The organism is Paenibacillus rhizovicinus (assembly GCF_010365285.1).
Taxonomy (GTDB): domain Bacteria; phylum Bacillota; class Bacilli; order Paenibacillales; family Paenibacillaceae; genus Paenibacillus_Z; species Paenibacillus_Z rhizovicinus.
The window spans coordinates 6,773,426-6,790,771 of record NZ_CP048286.1; the positions used below are offsets into that span (position 1 = coordinate 6,773,426).

Below are 17,346 nucleotides of genomic sequence, written 5' to 3' on the forward strand. Positions count from 1 at the left end.
TTAGGAGATGTCGTCCCATTTCCGGTTTCTCAGCTGCTGCACGGCAAGCGGCTCGTCATACTCCGCTTGGCACAGTTCTTCCCAAACGCGAATGTCGAGATGATCCTTGACGACGACGAACCGGTAGAGGATTTCATCCACGACGTTGGCCTGAAGCTCCTTCAACAGCTCCAATTCGTCCAGTTCATATAGCGGGGGAGAGAAGGCGGGTTTATAGAAGAGTTCCATTTGAAGCAGGCGATAATCATAAGGGAGTTCGGGCACGTAATCGTAAGGAGCGATCGGCGGACAGTGCAGACCGTTTGCGGGCTGCATGAAATTCGCGGTCATGTAGCGAGGGGTATATTCATCGAAGAAATGGTTGAAGAAAGGGTTGGCGCTGTGGCGAAAATGATGCGCGTAAGGGCATAGGAAGGTGAGAACGGCGCCATGCCTGCTGATCCGGTACAGTTCGCCGAGCGTGAACGGCAAGTGATTCACATAAGGCAGCATGCGGCAAACCGCGATGGAGGTAACGGAATGATCGGGAAATGGAAGCACTTCGTTCAAATCGCTGACCAAGTTGATGCCGGGCAGCGGAATACGGTCGATGCCATAATAATCGGGTCTTTTATGCAAACCGCAGCCGATATCCAATTTCATCGTGCAGGCCTCCTTGGAGCAATTCGTTCGCTTGCCATTAGTGTATGGGATGCGCTGCGGTCGGGCTTATACGCTTGCCCATCCATGCAAAAAACGCGCAGAAGCATGGAGCTTCTGCGCGCGATACAAGCGATAGCGATTACAGCACGCGGCGGGCCGTTACGAATTTGCGGTCCCAAGCGCTGCCTTTAAAGGTAGAGATCGTCACGCCGATGCCCACGCGGTACGTATGCAGCAGCTTGCCGTTGCCGATATACAAGCTGACGTGGTTAATCACGCCGTCGCTGTTCGTATCCGAGAAGACCAGATCGCCGGCCTTCAGATTGCTCTTGGACACTTTTACGCCGACCTTCGATTGCTGCTTCGACGATCGCGGGAGGCTGATGCCGTTCTTCTTGAAAATGTACTGGATAAAGGACGAGCAATCGAACGCGCTGGTAATACCGGCTTTCGCGCCGAACTTATAGCGTACGCCTATGTATTTTTCGCCGGTAGCCGTAATTTTATTCGCAAGCGACGTCGAAGACGTCGCGGCGTGCGTCGTATGCGGCGCAAGCGTCATCGCTCCGCCCGTGCAAGCGATCGTAAGACCTAATGTAAGAGAAAGCAACTTCTTGGTTAAGCCTTTTCTCGGAGCTGCAGTAGTTACTGTATTCGTTTTCATCTGAAGTCCTCCTGATCGTTAGTCGTTGTTTGCCATGGACTTTGTCTCTGAAACTACTATAGCACGCCTAAAACTAGTTAAAATTACCTATGTAAAAGCAATCCCTTACCTGCCAAGCGTTACACCTGGTTTGTTAGAAAATAATGAGAAAAGCCTCATGAAACGGGGTTGACAATGAGAAAAAAGCCAACCAGGAATATCCCGATTGGCTTTGTTTTGGATGAACGATCCGATGTTGTCCAATTAAGCTCTCAAATGCTTGCTGCTCGGATGGGAATAGCTATTTGCGATCGATCAATTTGAAATCGTCGTAATGGAAACCGGGCGCTACGACGCAGGAGACAAGGACGGGCTCGTCGCCGAGCGGTGCAGCCTTCTGCCAGACGTTGGCCGGTACGAGCGCTTGCGGCCGCTGGCCGTTCGCGATATCGGGGCCGATGACGATTTCTTCCGTTATATGCGGCTGATCCGACGTGCCGCCGAGCGAGAGCAGAAGCGGGCTGCCGGAATGCCATAGCCAGAGCTCGTCCGACAAGACGGTATGCCATTCGGAGAATTCATGGGGATGAAGGACGAAATAAATAGACGTCGCAGCGAATCGCGCGCCGGAGTATGATCCGCCCAGCACGTCCTGCGGGATCTCGAACGATGCTTTCCATAATTCTTTATACCAGCCGCCTTCGGGATGCGGCTTCAGGTCCAAAGCCTTGACCAAAGGGGATAATTCCAACGTCTTCGTGTCGTTCATGTGCGGGCATGTCTCCTTATGACAGTAGTGGGATTCTCTAGCTTTCCATCTCTATCTCGCTCTCTCTATTCAACTCTATCAATGTAGCGGATTTCGCCCGGAATGTAAACGAAGAAGCCATGGCAGTTGATTCCTCGGCCATGGCTTCAAGGGATGTTGCGCGTAAGGCTGCGTTATTGAATGACCCCGCAGGCAATCCGGTCGCCGGAGTTTCCGGAAGGATCCGTTGCGTAATCGTCGGCTTTGTCATGAATGACGAGCGCTGCGCCGCCTTCTTTGAGAAGCGAATTCGGCTGACCTTTCACGAGCGTCACGACTTTCGTTTCGAATTCGGCCTTGGCGTTGCCGCCGGCGTCCGCTTTCAAGTTAGGCAGGTCACCGTTATGAAAGCCCTTCGGGTTGTTGAAGCCATGCAGTCTTGCCGCAGGATTGAAATGACTGCCGGCGGTTTTGAAATCGGGCACTTCGCATTTACCCATTTCATGGAAATGCAGGCCGTGTTCGCCCGGCGTCAGCTTGGATGCTTCCACGCGAACGAGAACGGCGTCATCCTTCTGGGTAAGCATCGCGGAGCCGATTTCTTCGCCTTTCGTATTGATGAGCTTCACCGTTACTTGCGGCGCCTGCCCGCCATGATGATCGCTCGCCAGCGCTTGCAACGGGTTCGCGGCCGCGAGTCCGAGCAGCAAGGCGGACGCGGCGATTCCTTTCCACAATCGTGCTTGATTCATAGTCGGTATCTTCCTCCTGATGCAGCTTAAGGTATCGTGGTTCCTGTTTATCATTGCCTACGATGCTGCTTGGCAAACATGGCGGAAATGGAATAATCTTGGCGCGATTTTGGATTGGTTGCGCTTGCAATCTATGCTAGCTTAAGTGATGAACATATTACATATCATTCCTATTCTTCAGGAGGCGAAGCAGTTGAACGCAATTCGCATTGGATTTATCGGTACGGGCGGCATCGCCGGCTGGCATGCGCGCCAGCTTCAGGAGCTGCCTGAAGCGACGATCACGGCGCTGGCGGATACAAGCGCGGCAAGTTTGGACAATTTCATTGCCAATCATGGACTTTCCGGCGTGCAAACCTTCTCGGATTACCACGATCTGCTGGATTCCGGAGTCGTGGACGCCGTCATTATTTGTTCGCCGCATACGCTGCATTTCCAGCAAGCGAGCGATGCGCTTCGCAAAGGTTTCCATGTCATGCTCGAGAAGCCGATGACTTGTTCATCCGCCGAAGCGGAACAGCTGATCCAAATCGCGGAACAATCGGGCAAAATCATGCAAGTCTCCTACCAGCGGCATTTCCAGCCGGAATTCCTGTACATCCGCGATGCGATCGCGAGCGGCGAGATCGGCAAGCTCACGTCGGTTACGGCTTCGCTCTACCAGGAATGGCAAGTCGGCACGGTCGGCTCTTGGCGCCAGAACCCTGCGCTGTCCGGAGGCGGTTTCTTGATGGATTCCGGCAGCCATATTATCGATGTGCTGCTGTGGACGACAGGCTTGACGCCGGTCGAAGTGAAGCCGCAGCTGCAAATGCACGGCACGCCCGTCGAGATCGATACGTTCACCTCGATCCGTTTCGCGGAAGGCGCCATTGCCGGCCTCAACCTTGTGGGCAATGCGCCTTGCTGGCATGAAACCTTCGTATTCTGCGGCGAAACGGGCGGCATCTTCTTCGATAACGGCAAGATTACGCTGCGTCGCAAGGGACAGGAGCACATTACGCCGGAGCTGCCGCAAGCGACGACGAATCAAGACAAGAGCTTCATCGACGCGATTCTGGGCCGGCACGAGGTGCTCGTTCCCGGCAAGTTCGCGTTGAAGGTGGTTCGGTTGTCGGAGATGATCTACGAAGCGGCGGGCTATGCGCCGCTTGCTGCCGAGAGTTAGTCGATTCGTATAAAGCAAATGTCTCATTATAAGCGAAATAAGCGAGCAAATTTGCTTCACATTCAAATTAGGCCGGAGCTCCCAAGTACGGGATGCTTCGGCCTTTTTCCATATGTGACCCCGTTCTTGTAATCTGCACAAACCAGCTCGTTCCGGAGGGCATCGAAATGGCATTTTGTGACGAGATTTAGTAAACTGGGCTATAAGGAGTGGATGAACGCAATGAAACCGGTCACGTTTACATTAGAAGAAGCGAATTTGCTGCTGCCTCAGCTGCAGGAAGAATTGATCAAGCTTCAACTGCTGGCGCAGCAGTTTGAAATGAAATTCGAAATGCTTCATCAATTGAAGGAGAAGCGCCGCAACGGCTCTATGCCCGTAAACGGCGGCAATGGAGAGGACCCGTACTTCGAGCTGGAAAGCCAGCTGGAGTTCATGCGGATGGAAGTGGAGCTGGCTGTCGGCAACTTCGAACGCAAAGGCGTCATGCTCAAAATGATCAATCCGGGACTCATTGATTTCCCCTCGATTTTGAATGGTGAGGAAATTCTAATCTGTTGGAAGCAAGGGGAAGAGCGCGCGACGCATTACCATGGGTACGATGACGGTTTCAGGGGCCGCAAACGCTATCCTGACGCGGGTTTGACGAATTAACGGAAGTTTTAAAAAAAGATTGGAATTTTCTCATTTAAGGGGCCTGAGCAATCAGGCTTCTTTTTGTTTCGTCATCAATGGCATGTCCGTCGACAAAAGATCATACAATTCTTACAGAAGCTTTGACATGCTTTTCAGTTGACAGCCTTTACAATCTAACCTATATCGGAAAGGCCCTTAAAATCCAAGGAAGAGGTGTATCTATGTCTCGGAGTCTCCAGTGGAATGTAGTGGCTTACATGATTAGCGCGGCGCTTCTGGCGTCCTTATTCTTATCGTTCAACCTGCCGTCAAGCGCGTGGCACGAGCGTTCAGCCGAAAGGAACTTCCCGCAGTGGCAAGGCAAGATTCAATCGTTGGCCAACGCGAATACGTCCGGGCCCGTGTCCCCGGTTTCGCCGAAATTCACGTTTCGGCCCGTTACGACGATCTCTAAACCATTACCTATATCTACCCCTTCGGCGGCACTTGCGAAACCGGCAGCCCCGTCCGCGTCGCAAGCAGTTCGAAAGACGCCATCCGTATCGATAGCATCCGCATCCCAGCCGGCATCGGCAGTTCAGTCAGCATCAACGGCCCCATCCGCACGGCTTGCAACCGAGCAAGCAAGCGCCCCGCCAGTCTCCAATACTCCCCTTACATATAAAGTAACTTCCTTTTACCTCAATGTTCGGGCACTGCCGAATGCGGACGCCGACATTCTCCGAGAAGTGAAGCAAGACACGATCTTGAAGGTTAGGCATATGACCGATAACGGCTGGCTGGCATTGATCGGCGGCGGTTACGTTCATGGCCGGTATGCAGTGCCGCTATCGGAGCAAACCGATGCGCAGGCAGCGCAGACGGACGCTTCCGTTCCGGATCCCGCCAAGAAGCGCGAAGTCGCTATCTTATCCAGTTCGTCGGCTTCCGTACAGCACCGCTTGTTGACCAACGATGCCGAAGCCTCAGCTGCCGCCGAAGCAGTCGCCGAAACCGCCGCCGAAGCGGACGACAGCAGCAATCCCGTTAAGCCGACCTCGAAAATCATGTCCGATTCAGGAATGACAAGAGCCCATATCGCCGCTTTGCTCAAAGGTACCAAGCTGCAAGGACTCGGGCTTGAGGACGTCATCCTTGGCGTGGAAGAGAAATACGGAATCAATGCTTTCTTCATCATCGCGGTGATGAAATTGGAAAGTGGCAACGGCAAGAGCACGCTCTCCCGAACCAAGAACAATCTCTTCGGTCTCAATGCGATCACCGGAGATGCCCATAGAAAGGCGTTTACCTTCAAAACGAAAGGGGACAGCATTCGGAAATTCGGACAACTTATTAACGACAACTATATCGGCCGGGGTTATACGACGATCGAGAAAGTCGCGCGTAAGTATTGTCCTGCCAACGGACTATGGGCAGGGCATGTCCGAACAATTATGAGAGGCGATTTCAAAAAACTCGTTTAACGCATGGATGCAAGAAACGGTTGACAGGATTTCACTCGTCATGTAACATTTCAACGAACGGACGCAAGCAGACCCGATTGATTCGTATAACCTCGCAGCAGGGCGGGGGTTTCTACAGGAAGCCGTAACTTCCTAACTACGAATATGGTTCGATCCTCGGAGGATCTATTCCATATTTGCGGTTAGGAAGTTTTTTTTGTGCGCGCAAACAGGACTGCGAAGCTTGGAGAGGAGACAACAGAGGAATGAAATTCGATTTGAAATACGCATTGGCGGTTTTTCTTGGCGCCGTTAGTTACGGTATTCTATCGACCATCGTCGTGAAAGCTTATGACGAAGGGTATCAATTAGGCGAGGTGGTCGGTTCGCAGCTGCTTGTCGGCTTCGTGCTGTCGTGGCTGCTCGCTGTCTATATACGGTTTAAAGCCGGACGGAATGAGCGGAGAAACGCAGCTTCGTCGGCAGGTACGCCAGCCGCCGGCACGGCGAAGAGAACAGGGCTCACTTGGAAGCAGAGGCTGCTTCTGATGTCCGCAGGCGTGCCGACAGCGCTGACCGGTCTGCTGTATTACCAATCGCTGCGTTATATCCCGAATTCGCTCGCCATTATCCTTTTGTTTCAATTCACGTGGATCGGCGTGTTCATCCATGCGATCAGGATGCGCCAACGTCCTAACAAGCTGATGCTGCTCACGCTTATCGTGCTGTTCATCGGAACGCTGTTCGCGGCAGGCATTGTCGATCAAGGCTTGACGCATTTCGATGCGCTTGGCGTCGTGCTTGGATTGCTCGCCGCCTTGAGTTATTCGTTGTTCATGCTGTCCAGCGGCAAGATCGTACCTTCCGCGGAGCCGGCGTTCCGCAGTGCCTGGATGATAACGGGCGGATTGATCGTCGTCTTCATCCTGTTCCCGCCGGCATTTCTGTTCAACGGCTTGATCTGGGGACATTTGCTGGTGTTCGGGCTGCTGCTCGGCCTATTCGGCGCTTTTATACCTCCTGTGCTATTCGCGGCGGGTATTCCCCATATCGGAGAAGGGGCGGCTTCGATTCTCGGCGCTTCAGAGCTGCCGGTGGCCGTCATGTTATCAGCTATCGTGCTGCATGAGCGCGTCAGCGCGCTGCAGTGGGGAGGGGTTGCGCTGGTGCTGATCGGCGTCGCGCTTCCGGAGCTGGTCAAACGGTTTCCGCAGACCAAAGCAAGGAGCTTCTCGCATAGAGCGTAGGGCACGGAGACGAGCACGGACGGATCTTGGAACAAGCCGGCTCTTCCATTGTAATCCAATCGTAGGCGCGATATATTAGGGTCATTCAGGTACAATTCAGGTACAAGAAGGGTGGCTGCCATGACGACTTATATTGCGCTCATTCGGGGCATTAACGTTGGCGGGAAGAATAAGCTGACGATGGCCGATTTGAAGCGGGAGCTGGAAGCCGTCGGTCTTGATCGCGTGCAGACCTATATTCAAAGCGGCAATGTCGTATTTCGGTCCGAGCACGGCGCAGGCCGTGTCCGGGAAGAGGTCGAGGCAGCGATTACGCGGGTTTCGGGCATCGTGGCGAAAGTATTGATTCGCACGGAAGCGGAACTATACGCCATTATTACCGGCTGTCCATATGCCGAGGAAGCGCGGCTGGAAGGGAAAAGCGTCCATCTGTCCGTGCTCGACTCGCCACTGACGGAGAAACAGCTCGATAAGCTGCGAGCAGGCATCTCGGAGTTGGACCGGTATCATGTCGACGGCAGCTCCGTTTACTGCCACTACGGTCAGAGCGTGCTCGATTCGAAGCTTGCAGGCAACTTCGCCAAGCTGGGAGATGGCGTGACGACGCGTAATTGGAACACGGTGCTGAAGCTGCAAGCGATGGCCGAAGCGTCGAGATCGGAATAGAACGGCGCGCTTGCCGGATCGTATTTGAAGTGAGCTGCAAGCGGAACGACGAAGAAGCCTCCCGGCAATCGGGAGGCTTCTTTCGTTGTTCCGTTGTCTGCAATTGGAGCGAACGACATGTTGGCGTTCGATCGTCCGCATAAGACGACGTATGGGTTATTCCTCGTCTTCGTTTTGAGCTGCGTTATGCGAAGCATTGTTGTGCTCGAATGCTTCAGCCGCATCTTCTGCGGAGAATTCGGTGTCTTCTTGACCCGGTACAGGCAACTTGTTCAGCTCAGAGGACTGTACGTCGGCTTTGGACACTTGGTTTTGTGGATTGTTCATAGTGTACACCTCCTCTTGGAATGTTTTGGATGCTCAAGGCAACAGAAACTAGCCTGCCCATGGGAGGCAGGTATTTATACGCCTTCACATTTTCTTTATTTTTATTCGGCCTGTCGCAGGCTTAAGAAACGGGCTGGTATAACGGAGAGGCGTGGGCTATAATCGATTTCTGGAATATTCCATTTACCGGAGGGGATAAGAGCGGCTATGCGGCGTCATTTAGGTATGCTTTTTCTAAGTTTAACCTTGGTTCTCGCGATTCTTCCGCCGGCTGCGCGGGCGCAGAGCCAAACGCCGGCGATATCGGTTGCTTTGAACGATGTGCCAATCACCATGCCGGCAGCGCCTTACATCGAGAAGGGGGTCACGATGGTACCGTTTCGGGCGATCTTCGAAGCCTTGCAGTTGACGGTCCAATGGAATCCGGCGACGCAGACCGTGAAAGGCGCGAATAACTGGATGACGTTGGAGCTGCGCGTTGGGGATCGGAATGCCAGCGTCGACGGCAAACCGGTTTCGACGGATACGCCTGCGGTGCTGCACGGCGCGTCCGTCTACGTGCCGCTTCGTTTCATAGGGGAAGCGACAGGCAATATCGTGCTATGGGATGCGGCGGCGCATAAGATCGACATTCGTTCCGGACATGCTTGGCAGGGACAAGTGGCCCATAATAACGGCCGTACACGGACCCTACGGTTAATGCGCCTGGATGTCAATGTGTATCATTTCATGTCCGAAACGAAGACGACGGCCGACGGCCGTTTCAGCTTCGACGGGCTTGAGGAAGGCAAGGATTACATGGTACAAGGCGCTTGGCCGGAAGATGCCGACATTCGGCCTTGCCAGTTCGGCTATCGGCGATGGAACCTATGCGATCAGCTGACTTCGTTCGGCCATCCGGCCGCCGTATTTCGAATCGTAACGCCGGACGGCGATCCGATCGACAGCTATTCGCAGCCTCTTGCACTCGAGAATGCGGGCAATTCGGTACCATTAGTGAACGCGCCTGGCATGTATGTTGCCGAATCGCTGACGGACGGCGCTGCTTATACGGTATCGTTCGATCTGAATGCGAACCTGTACAGCTCCTTCGATGCTCCGGCTCCGTATACGTTCACTTATCGCACCGGGGAACCCGTCCTCTACGATCTTCGATTAACGGCTGCGCCTGCCCCGCAGGCCGCGGGCAAGCTCGTGAATGAAGCGGGAACCCCGTTTAACAATGCGACAATCATGGTTACGTCGGAGAGTAAGGATAGCGGCCGGCCAGCCGTTCGATTTCATGTTCCGGTGCAGCCGGATGGCAGTTTCGCCTTGCGCGGTCTTGTCGCGGGAACGCATTATTCCTATGATGTGATTACGCCACATTGGACGCGTCCTTCGTTAGGCGATTATACGGATCTGTTCTCCCATGCTTTCGAATATTCCGGCGCGATCGTCGATCTCGGCACCTTGACGCTCCATCCGATTCAACTGCGCGGCACGATCAAAGACAATGCCGGGCATCCGCTCAGCGCGAGCGTTGTGTTGAAGGATGCCAGCGGCAATACCATTGCCGTATCCTCCGATGGCAGAGCCACGGCCGTAACTTCCGTAATCGGTGCAGGGTATTTCGGACTCGGAGGGATGATCGAAGGCCAGGCGTATACGGTCACGGCAACGACGCAGGTCATGAAAAAAACAAAGACCGTTAACGGCATCACTTATTTGCAGCGACTGGAATTGCCGAAGCCGATTACTTTCGTGTACGCGAAAGGGATGGCCGATATCGAACTCGTCATGAACTAGCCGGATCGCCGGATCGTATGTCCAATCGAAGCGGGAAGGGAATCTGTAAATCCCTTCCAAGTGGCTTCTGATCGAATGAAAGCGTTATAATAGAACTGGACTACTTTCGGGAGAGGGGTATTAACGCATGAATATTGTCATCACCGGAGCAAGCCGAGGACTTGGGTTCGAGCTTGCGATCGCCGCCGCAAAACGCGGCCATCATATTATTGCAGGGGTTCGCGACAAAGCAGCGGCCGAGCCGCGTTTCGCGAAACTCGAGGCGTCGCTGCAAGGGCAAATCGAGTTGTTCGAGCTTGATGTGACTAGCGAAGCTTCGGCCCGCCAGCTCGCGGACGAATTGCAGCAGAGGGACGTGACCGTCGATGCGCTCGTGAATAACGCCGCGATCCTGCTCGGCCGCGACGATAAGATTGAATCGCTGCAATTTGGCGATATAGCCGAGTCGTTCGAGACGAATTTGTTCGGTCCGATCAAAATGGTTCAAGCGTTGATGCCGCTGCTTCGCAAAGCGAGCATGCCGTCCATCATGAACATCTCCTCCGAGGCAGGCGCGTACGCGACTGTATATGCAGGCGATTATCCGTACGGACTGTCGAAATCCGCCCTTACGTATTTCTCGGAGAAGCTCCGCAAAGAGCTTGAACCGCAAGGCTTCCAAGTGCTGGCCATCCATCCCGGCTGGATCAGAACGGATATGGGCGGCGAGCGGGCGCCCGGCGATCCGGTAGAAACGGCGGAACAGCTGGTGAAGCTTCTGGAGCGCGTTCGTCCGCTGCGACTGAAGAACCATGGTTATGTGGATCCGGCAGGCCGGGAACTGCAAATCTAAGCGCGAAGTCATAGCGCTTGAATTGCTGTTCCTGTGCAAACAAAGTGACCGTTTCCCGGTGGAATACCGGGGAGCGGTCATTTTTGGGTTCGGATTTATCTTTTGGATGCGATGGCAGCTGACAGCTGTTGTCTGAACTCTGCCTCGCTTAATCCGGAGATTTCATCGATGGCCGCGACATCAATGGATTCGCTGGAGAAGATAATGGTATCGTTTGTTTTCGTTTTCAACTCTTTGCTTTTCGAATAGGTGTTGTACTTCAATTCGGCCAATTTGGCATGATTAATTTCAACCTGGAATGGGACTGCAGCCGGCCCATAGCTGTCTTTCCTTTGATTTTGTTTCAAGAATAGTACGTATTGTTCCCCGATCGCAGGCTGCGAATCATTCGGCAAATCCAGATGAACAGAATAAGTCTCGCCATCAATCCGCGTGTCGATTTGCCGGTAATGCGGTATTGCAACGGAAATCGTCCCGCCGACATGACCGAAGTCAGCTTTCTCAATCACAAATCGATAAACTTCGCTCCAATATTGCTCCCCCATATTCCAACTCTCTTGAAACGAAACGTAGTGTCCCGTTACGATATAATCCGCGAAGTTAACGAGTCCCCCGACCGTACCGCTTACGGCATAATCTGCAGAACTCGTTACGTTATAGACTTTAGAAACAACAGGGGTGCTTGGGGCAGCTGCGGCTCTGAAAATAATAGCGGATGCGGTCATTACTAAGACGATACCAATGGTCATCCTTATTCGGTTGCTCCGTATCGGCACAGGAATCCTCCTTGTCTGCAATGGAGAGGCATAACCTTTAAACGTGCAGAAGCTCGAGAATGTTTATTCTTTGTCAAAGGCGAATACGAATTCGATGGCTTGCTTGAGTCGTGCCCAGCCTATGATGCGCTGCAAAAACACAAAAACGTTCCGAGCTTCAGGCTCGGAACGTTTGCGTTGTAGGCGGTCATGCACTTTCTAGATGCCCATTACCCCATGTCAACCACATGCGCAGTGGGCGTTTGCGTACCTTCGGTCTTCGGACGACGAAGCGTCGTCGCGCACAGCAGGCCGAATACGGCGAGGCCGACGAGTACGAGATAGGCATCGTGGAACCCATGCGACATCGCATCGGGCACCGGCTTATCTCCGCGGCTGACGTAGTGAGCGGTCCGGTTGGCGATGATCGTGGTCAGACCGGCGACGGAGAAGGACGTCATAATTTGCTGCGCCGCGCTCGTAAGCGAAGTTACGCGGCTGACGAGATTGCTTGGCGCCGATTGGATCAAATGCGTATTCAGCGCGAGGAACGACAAGCCCATGCCCATGCCGAGCATGGCGCGCGGAACGAGGAACTGTATGGCGTCGTCCGACGGATCGATGCGGGAGATCAAGAAGGCGCCGACGCCGACGATCGTAAGGCCGATGAGCACGAGCGGACGAGCGCCGATCCGGTCGTAAAGCCTGCCGCCGATCGGCATGAATACGCCTGCCGCGATCGCTTGAGGCAGCGTCCACATGCCCGCTTCGAAGGCGGACATGCCCATTAGCTTCTGCATGAAGTAGGGCACGGAGAAGATGATGCCGAACATGACGAATTGCAAGACCCATTGGATCAGAATGCCGCGCGTGAACAGGGAAGAGCGGAAGACGCGCAATTCCAGCAGCGGTTCTTTCTTGCGCGCGAGCTCCACGATAATGAAGGCGGCGAGCGCCACGACGCCAACGACCAGACCGATGATCGTTTTGTCCGACGTCCAGCTGGTGCCGCCTTCGCTCAGACCGTACGACAGACCGGAGAACGCCAGCGGCCCGAGAATGATGCCCAGCATATCGAGCGAAGTCGATGCTTTCTTCGGCAGGCTCGGAAGCAGCAAGGCGCACAGAATGACGCCGAGGATGCCGACGGGAATGTTGATGAAGAAGATCCATTCCCAACTGACTTTATCAACCAAATAACCGGCGATAATCGGTCCGAGCGCTGGCGCCAGCAGAATCGGCATCCCCATCAAGCCCATGATGGAGCCTGCTTTCTCCGGCGGACTGAACCGATACGTCATCGCGAATGCGATCGGACTGACCATGCCGCCGCCGAGTCCTTGCAGCACCCGGTAGAAGATGAGCTGGTCGATGGATTGCGCCGTCGCGCACAGAATAGAGCCGAGCGTGAACAAGACGAGCGAGACGATGAAGATTTGCTTGGAACCGAAGCGGTCCGTGATCCATCCGGCAAGGGGGATAACAGCCGCCTGTGCAAGCGCATAGCCCGAGATGGCCCATTGGACCGTTTCGAACTTGCTGTGGAAGTCGTCCACGAGCTTCGGAACCGCCACGTTTACGGCCGTGCTGTCCAGAATAACCATGAAAATACCGACGATGATGGCAAGCAGCGGACCGATCAATTGCCGCATCGACGTGAAGGGAACCGTGACGGGCTGTTTTGCATGTTGAGCCGACATAAAAGCCTCCTGAATTTCATATTTCTTCCACTGTAAAGCGACTTGAATAGGAAGTCAAAAGAATTCTACGTGAAGATTATAGTCGGCTGAAGAGCTGCTGACGCGGCGAAAAAAAAGCCAACCGGATAATCCCGGCTGGCTTACGATTCGGATCTATTTAGCTTCCGTTATTAGGCGCCGAATCCGAATCCAATGCGGTATCGACGGCACGGAAAGCTTGATTATAGCAGCGCCTGCAAACCGGCTTGTAATCCTCGTTGCCCCCGATTTGGATCTGCTCGCCGGCGTTGACCGGCTTGCCGCCCAGGAATCGGATGACCATGGTCGCTTTGCGGTCGCAATACCAGCAGATCGTCTTGATTTCCTCGATTTTGTCGGCTTGCACGAGCAGATTGTAGCTGCCCTCGAAGAGCTGGTTTTGAAAATCGTTCTTCAGTCCGAACGCCATGACGGGGATGTTCAGTTCGTCGACGACCCGCGTCAAAGCCAAGATATGGTGTTTCTTCAGAAACTGCGCCTCGTCGATGAGCACGCAGTAAATCTGCTTCGGCCCCGACGTGGACAGATGGGATTTGACGTTCGCGTACAAATCGGTGTCGTCGTCGACGGGAATGGCTTCGCGCTCGAAGCCGACGCGCGAGCCGACCAGCTGCGATGTCCCGCGGGCGCTGAAGGACGGCGAATAAATAAGGACCCGCTTGCCTTGTTCTTCGTAGTTGTGAGCGACCTTGATGATTTCGAACGATTTGCCGCTGTTCATGGTTCCGTATTTATAATAGAGTTGTGCCAATACAACCTCTCCTCAGCTTGATGTCTTTACTTATTTATCATATTTGCCTGCCGCTGACAAGACGGCTGGCGCTGCCGGCGCACAAGAAAACAGCTGCCGATGGTAGCGGCAGCTGTCCTGTATACGATTACAATTTGTTTTTCAAATCCATCAGATATTTGACGACAACCCCGAAAGCAGCGACGTAGTACGCAGTTTCCATGATCCATCCGGTATTGTCGAGGAGGGTCATGTTGGCAAGCATGAACATTGGGAGTACGAGCATCACAAGATCCTTGAGATAGTTCGTGATCAAATCGCTGGAGAACGTACTGGCTTTGAGCGATTGATAGAGGCCGAGCAAGAAATTCAAGCCCATGGCACCCATAACGATCCACATCGAATACAGCATCCAGTCAGTAGGAGCGAATGTCATTTGAAATCACCTCCCCGCGGGAAGAGTAATTGCGTACGATATCATATGTCGGAAGCGTCCGGGTTGTACTGGGACCAGTGCTGATTTTGTCGAGGAGGGCGTTTGCCTTTAGGCAGAGGAGTAAGTATAGTGGTACAGTCTTAGGAAAATCATAGACGATAACGAAAGAGCTTGGCACGCAGCGAATGCGGCAAGCTGAATGAAGGAGCCTACTTATGAACGACACCAAGACATTGCAGCAAGCGTTTAACGAATCGCTCTATCCCGTGGGAGGACACGGCAAACGGAACGTCGGCGTCCTGCTTGAGGCTTTCCAGGGAATCGACGGCGGCACGGACAGCGATACATACGGCTCGGGCGCAGTAATCGAACAATTTCAAACGGAAATGGCGGAGTACCTCGGGAAGACGTCGTCGGTGTTCTTCCCAAGCGGAACGATGGCGCAGCAGATCGCCCTGCGGATCTGGAGCGACCGGAGCGGGAAGACGAAGGTCGCCTACCATCCGCTCTGTCACTTGGAGATTCATGAGCAGAACGGCCTGAGGGAGCTGCACCGCCTCGAGCCCGTGCTGCTGGCGGATAAGACCAGCCTGATCACATTGAAGGACGTGGAAGGTTTGCCGGACGACGTCGCCTGCCTGCTGCTGGAACTGCCTCAGCGCGAGATCGGCGGCCAGCTGCCGGCCTTCGAGGAAGTGGAGGCCATCTCGGCCCACTGCCGCAAACGGGGGATCAAGCTTCACCTGGACGGCGCGAGGCTGTTCGAAGTGCTGCCGTATTACCGCAAGAGCGCCGCTGAAGTCTGCGCCTTGTTCGACAGCGTCTATATCTCGTTCTATAAGGGCATCGGCGGCATCGCCGGCGCGATTCTGGCCGGAGACACCGACTTTACGGAGGCGTCCAAGGTGTGGAAGCGCAGGCACGGCGGCGACTTGATCAGCCTATATCCGTACATCGTCCCGGCTTCGCGCTATTTCAAGGAACGCCTGCCGAAGATGGAGCAATATTATCGGGACGCCGTCGAACTGGCCGCATTGTATAACGGCTGCCAGGCCGTTACGACGAGGCCGGCCGTTCCGGTATCCAATATGTTCCACGTGCATGTGGACTTGTCCAAAGAAGCGGCCGAACGGCTGATGATCTCGGTCTGCGAGCAGACCGGCGTAGGATTGACGCACAATATCAACGCCGTCTCGGATCAAAGCTGCTACTACGAGATCAGCCTGGGCGATCGTTACCGCGCCATACCGAAGGACAAGCTGCACGACGCGTTCCGGCTGCTTCGCGAGTTGATGAGCGGCAGCTAGGTCGCTTCGGCCATTCCTGCTAACTAACCCAAAATCCTATATGACAAATAGGTCCGCGGATGCAGTCCGCGGGCTTTTTTGCGTCTCATTCCCTAAATTTTTCATGAAATCGGAGAGGGAAAAACAGGAATTTCAAGTAAAATGTCGAATTAAGGAAAGCTGTTTCACAATATTTACTAAATAGAGCCATGGGGGAAGAGAAATGTTTTGTACACAATGCGGAGGCTCGATTGCCGCGAAGAGCAGGTTTTGCAACCATTGCGGCTCGCCGATTCATGATGAACCGGGTGCGTCTGCCGCGGAAGCCGAATTGCAGGCAGGTGCGGAAGAGACGGCTGTCGCCGCGGTCATGGATGACGGCCATTACCGTCACGACGCGGTGACCGTTGCCCGGACGGCGAATGATAGAGAAGTACCGCGTCAGCGTAAGCGCGCGCGAGCTTGGACGTATTTGCTCCCGATCAGCTGCTTGCTGGCGGCGGGGATCGGCGGAGCCGGCGATTACCTGTACCAACAGCATCAATCGAAGCAGGCGAACGCGCTGCTGCGGTCGGGAGAAGCGTTGGCGCTGAATGGAAAATACGCCGAAGCCAAGGCGCAATTCGAGCAGGCGCTCGAACTGCGTCCGACGCACGCCGTGCTGCTGGCCGACCAGTCCGTGCTCACCGACGTCATGAAGCTGGACGATAGTCTGAAGGCGGCGGATGCCAAGGCGCAGAAGAAGCAATACGATCAAGCGATCAAAGACATTCATTCGCTCCAGAAGACGATTGCGTCCCGCGACGGGGCGATCTATAAGAAGCTGGTATCGCAGACGGCAGCCAAGGAGGAGGCCTTCGTCGTTGGCCAGGTGAAGGACAGCATCGCCGCGAAGAAGACCGTGAACGAGCTGCTGCCGCTGTTGGAGACGTTAAAGCCGTATTCCGGGCCAGCCGCGGCGAGTACCGTCAAGAACGTGAAACAGAAGATCGTCGATCTGTCGTACGAATCGTCTTCGTCGGCATTGAACAGCCGGAATTTCGAGAAGGCGCTGGCGATCGTTGCCGACGCGCTCAAGCAGGATGCGCAGAACGCGAAATTGCTCGGTCTGCAGAAGACGATCCAAGCGAAGCAGAAGGCGTTCGAGGAAGCGGAGCAGAAGCGTATCGAGCAGGCGGTCGAAGCTTCCACGAAGGAAGACATGAACAACAGGACGAAAGGGATCCAGCTGGTATCCCTTCATGCCGGACTCAACGATTACGGGTATTTCCAAATCGACGGAGAAGTGAAGAACGCGGCTACGCGGCCGATCAGCTCCGTGACGGTTTATTATGATTTGAAGGACGCCTACGGCAACGTGATCTATCATGATACGGTTTATGTAACGCCGTATTATCTGGCGATCGGCGACAAGGCAACGTTCGATAACAGCTATTATTATGACGGTTCCATGTATTCGGTTTCGGTAACGAACATGGAATGGCAGCTGGAATAGAGGAGGAACGCGCA

19 protein-coding genes and 1 riboswitch are annotated in these 17,346 nt (G+C 54.3%); of the genes, 9 read left to right on the forward strand and 10 right to left on the reverse strand.

Annotated elements, in window-relative coordinates; translation table 11 throughout:
- From GZH47_RS30215 to GZH47_RS30230, 4 genes are all read right to left on the reverse strand, one after another.
- Complete coding sequence (locus GZH47_RS30215; protein ID WP_162644800.1) at positions 1–642, reverse strand: class I SAM-dependent methyltransferase; 642 nt, start codon at positions 640–642, stop codon at positions 1–3.
- A 139-nt stretch (positions 643–781) separates the two neighbouring features.
- Entirely contained in the window at positions 782–1,306 is a 525-nt protein-coding gene (locus GZH47_RS30220; RefSeq protein ID WP_162644801.1) for a C40 family peptidase, read from the reverse strand.
- A 280-nt stretch (positions 1,307–1,586) separates the two neighbouring features.
- The gene (locus GZH47_RS30225) at positions 1,587–2,054 is read right to left on the reverse strand and encodes a cupin domain-containing protein (protein WP_162644802.1); all 468 of its coding nucleotides are present in this window, start codon (positions 2,052–2,054) and stop codon (positions 1,587–1,589) included.
- A 173-nt stretch (positions 2,055–2,227) separates the two neighbouring features.
- Complete coding sequence (locus tag GZH47_RS30230) at positions 2,228–2,785, reverse strand: superoxide dismutase family protein (RefSeq protein WP_162644803.1); 558 nt, start codon at positions 2,783–2,785, stop codon at positions 2,228–2,230.
- A 193-nt stretch (positions 2,786–2,978) separates the two neighbouring features.
- Between GZH47_RS30230 and GZH47_RS30235 the strand changes: the two genes are divergently transcribed.
- Positions 2,979–3,953 carry a Gfo/Idh/MocA family protein gene (locus tag GZH47_RS30235; RefSeq protein ID WP_162644804.1) on the forward strand — a complete coding sequence of 325 codons (975 nt, stop codon included), beginning with the start codon at positions 2,979–2,981 and terminating at the stop codon, positions 3,951–3,953.
- A gap of 213 nt (positions 3,954–4,166) precedes the next feature.
- On the forward strand, positions 4,167–4,607 hold the full coding sequence (locus GZH47_RS30240) for a DUF2203 domain-containing protein (RefSeq protein WP_225446283.1): 441 nt from the start codon (positions 4,167–4,169) through the stop codon (positions 4,605–4,607).
- A 450-nt stretch (positions 4,608–5,057) separates the two neighbouring features.
- Here the strand turns inward: GZH47_RS30240 and GZH47_RS30245 are convergent, their stop codons facing one another.
- On the reverse strand, positions 5,058–5,216 hold the full coding sequence (locus GZH47_RS30245; RefSeq protein ID WP_162644805.1) for a hypothetical protein: 159 nt from the start codon (positions 5,214–5,216) through the stop codon (positions 5,058–5,060).
- Between the two features lie 134 nt (positions 5,217–5,350).
- Between GZH47_RS30245 and GZH47_RS30250 the strand changes: the two genes are divergently transcribed.
- The 3 genes from GZH47_RS30250 (at position 5,351) to GZH47_RS30260 (ending at position 7,944) form a co-directional block, all read left to right on the forward strand.
- Complete coding sequence (locus GZH47_RS30250) at positions 5,351–6,052, forward strand: glucosaminidase domain-containing protein (RefSeq protein ID WP_162644806.1); 702 nt, start codon at positions 5,351–5,353, stop codon at positions 6,050–6,052.
- A 62-nt stretch (positions 6,053–6,114) separates the two neighbouring features.
- Positions 6,115–6,211, forward strand: a riboswitch (purine riboswitch).
- 86 nt (positions 6,212–6,297) lie between these two features.
- Positions 6,298–7,278 (forward strand): EamA family transporter, encoded by a 981-nt coding sequence (locus GZH47_RS30255; protein WP_225446284.1) that lies wholly within the window; start codon positions 6,298–6,300, stop codon positions 7,276–7,278.
- A gap of 120 nt (positions 7,279–7,398) precedes the next feature.
- Positions 7,399–7,944, forward strand: coding sequence for a DUF1697 domain-containing protein (locus GZH47_RS30260; RefSeq protein ID WP_162644807.1), 546 nt, complete (start codon positions 7,399–7,401; stop codon positions 7,942–7,944).
- 156 nt (positions 7,945–8,100) lie between these two features.
- On the opposite strand, the gene GZH47_RS33930 is transcribed toward GZH47_RS30260, so the two are convergent.
- Complete coding sequence (locus GZH47_RS33930; protein WP_192043563.1) at positions 8,101–8,271, reverse strand: hypothetical protein; 171 nt, start codon at positions 8,269–8,271, stop codon at positions 8,101–8,103.
- Positions 8,272–8,478: 207 nt separating this feature from the next.
- Between GZH47_RS33930 and GZH47_RS30265 the strand changes: the two genes are divergently transcribed.
- Both GZH47_RS30265 and GZH47_RS30270 read left to right on the forward strand, forming a co-directional pair.
- Positions 8,479–10,059: a copper amine oxidase N-terminal domain-containing protein gene (locus GZH47_RS30265; protein ID WP_162644808.1), complete on the forward strand. Its 1,581-nt coding sequence runs from the start codon at positions 8,479–8,481 to the stop codon at positions 10,057–10,059.
- Between the two features lie 127 nt (positions 10,060–10,186).
- Positions 10,187–10,891: an SDR family NAD(P)-dependent oxidoreductase gene (locus GZH47_RS30270; protein WP_162644809.1), complete on the forward strand. Its 705-nt coding sequence runs from the start codon at positions 10,187–10,189 to the stop codon at positions 10,889–10,891.
- A 95-nt stretch (positions 10,892–10,986) separates the two neighbouring features.
- On the opposite strand, the gene GZH47_RS30275 is transcribed toward GZH47_RS30270, so the two are convergent.
- The 4 genes from GZH47_RS30275 to GZH47_RS30290 form a co-directional block, all read right to left on the reverse strand.
- Positions 10,987–11,640, reverse strand: coding sequence for a hypothetical protein (locus GZH47_RS30275; protein ID WP_162644810.1), 654 nt, complete (start codon positions 11,638–11,640; stop codon positions 10,987–10,989).
- A 236-nt stretch (positions 11,641–11,876) separates the two neighbouring features.
- On the reverse strand, positions 11,877–13,346 hold the full coding sequence (locus tag GZH47_RS30280; protein ID WP_162644811.1) for a DHA2 family efflux MFS transporter permease subunit: 1,470 nt from the start codon (positions 13,344–13,346) through the stop codon (positions 11,877–11,879).
- A 157-nt stretch (positions 13,347–13,503) separates the two neighbouring features.
- A complete protein-coding gene (locus GZH47_RS30285; protein WP_162644812.1) occupies positions 13,504–14,136 on the reverse strand; it encodes a thymidine kinase in 633 nt (210 codons plus the stop codon).
- Positions 14,137–14,263: 127 nt separating this feature from the next.
- Complete coding sequence (locus GZH47_RS30290; protein ID WP_162644813.1) at positions 14,264–14,551, reverse strand: hypothetical protein; 288 nt, start codon at positions 14,549–14,551, stop codon at positions 14,264–14,266.
- Positions 14,552–14,766: 215 nt separating this feature from the next.
- Here GZH47_RS30290 and GZH47_RS30295 point away from each other — a divergent pair, with 215 nt between their 5' ends.
- On the forward strand, positions 14,767–15,858 hold the full coding sequence (locus tag GZH47_RS30295) for a threonine aldolase family protein (protein WP_162644814.1): 1,092 nt from the start codon (positions 14,767–14,769) through the stop codon (positions 15,856–15,858).
- A gap of 202 nt (positions 15,859–16,060) precedes the next feature.
- Complete coding sequence (locus GZH47_RS30300; RefSeq protein WP_162644815.1) at positions 16,061–17,332, forward strand: FxLYD domain-containing protein; 1,272 nt, start codon at positions 16,061–16,063, stop codon at positions 17,330–17,332.
- Positions 17,333–17,346: the final 14 nt, after the last annotated feature.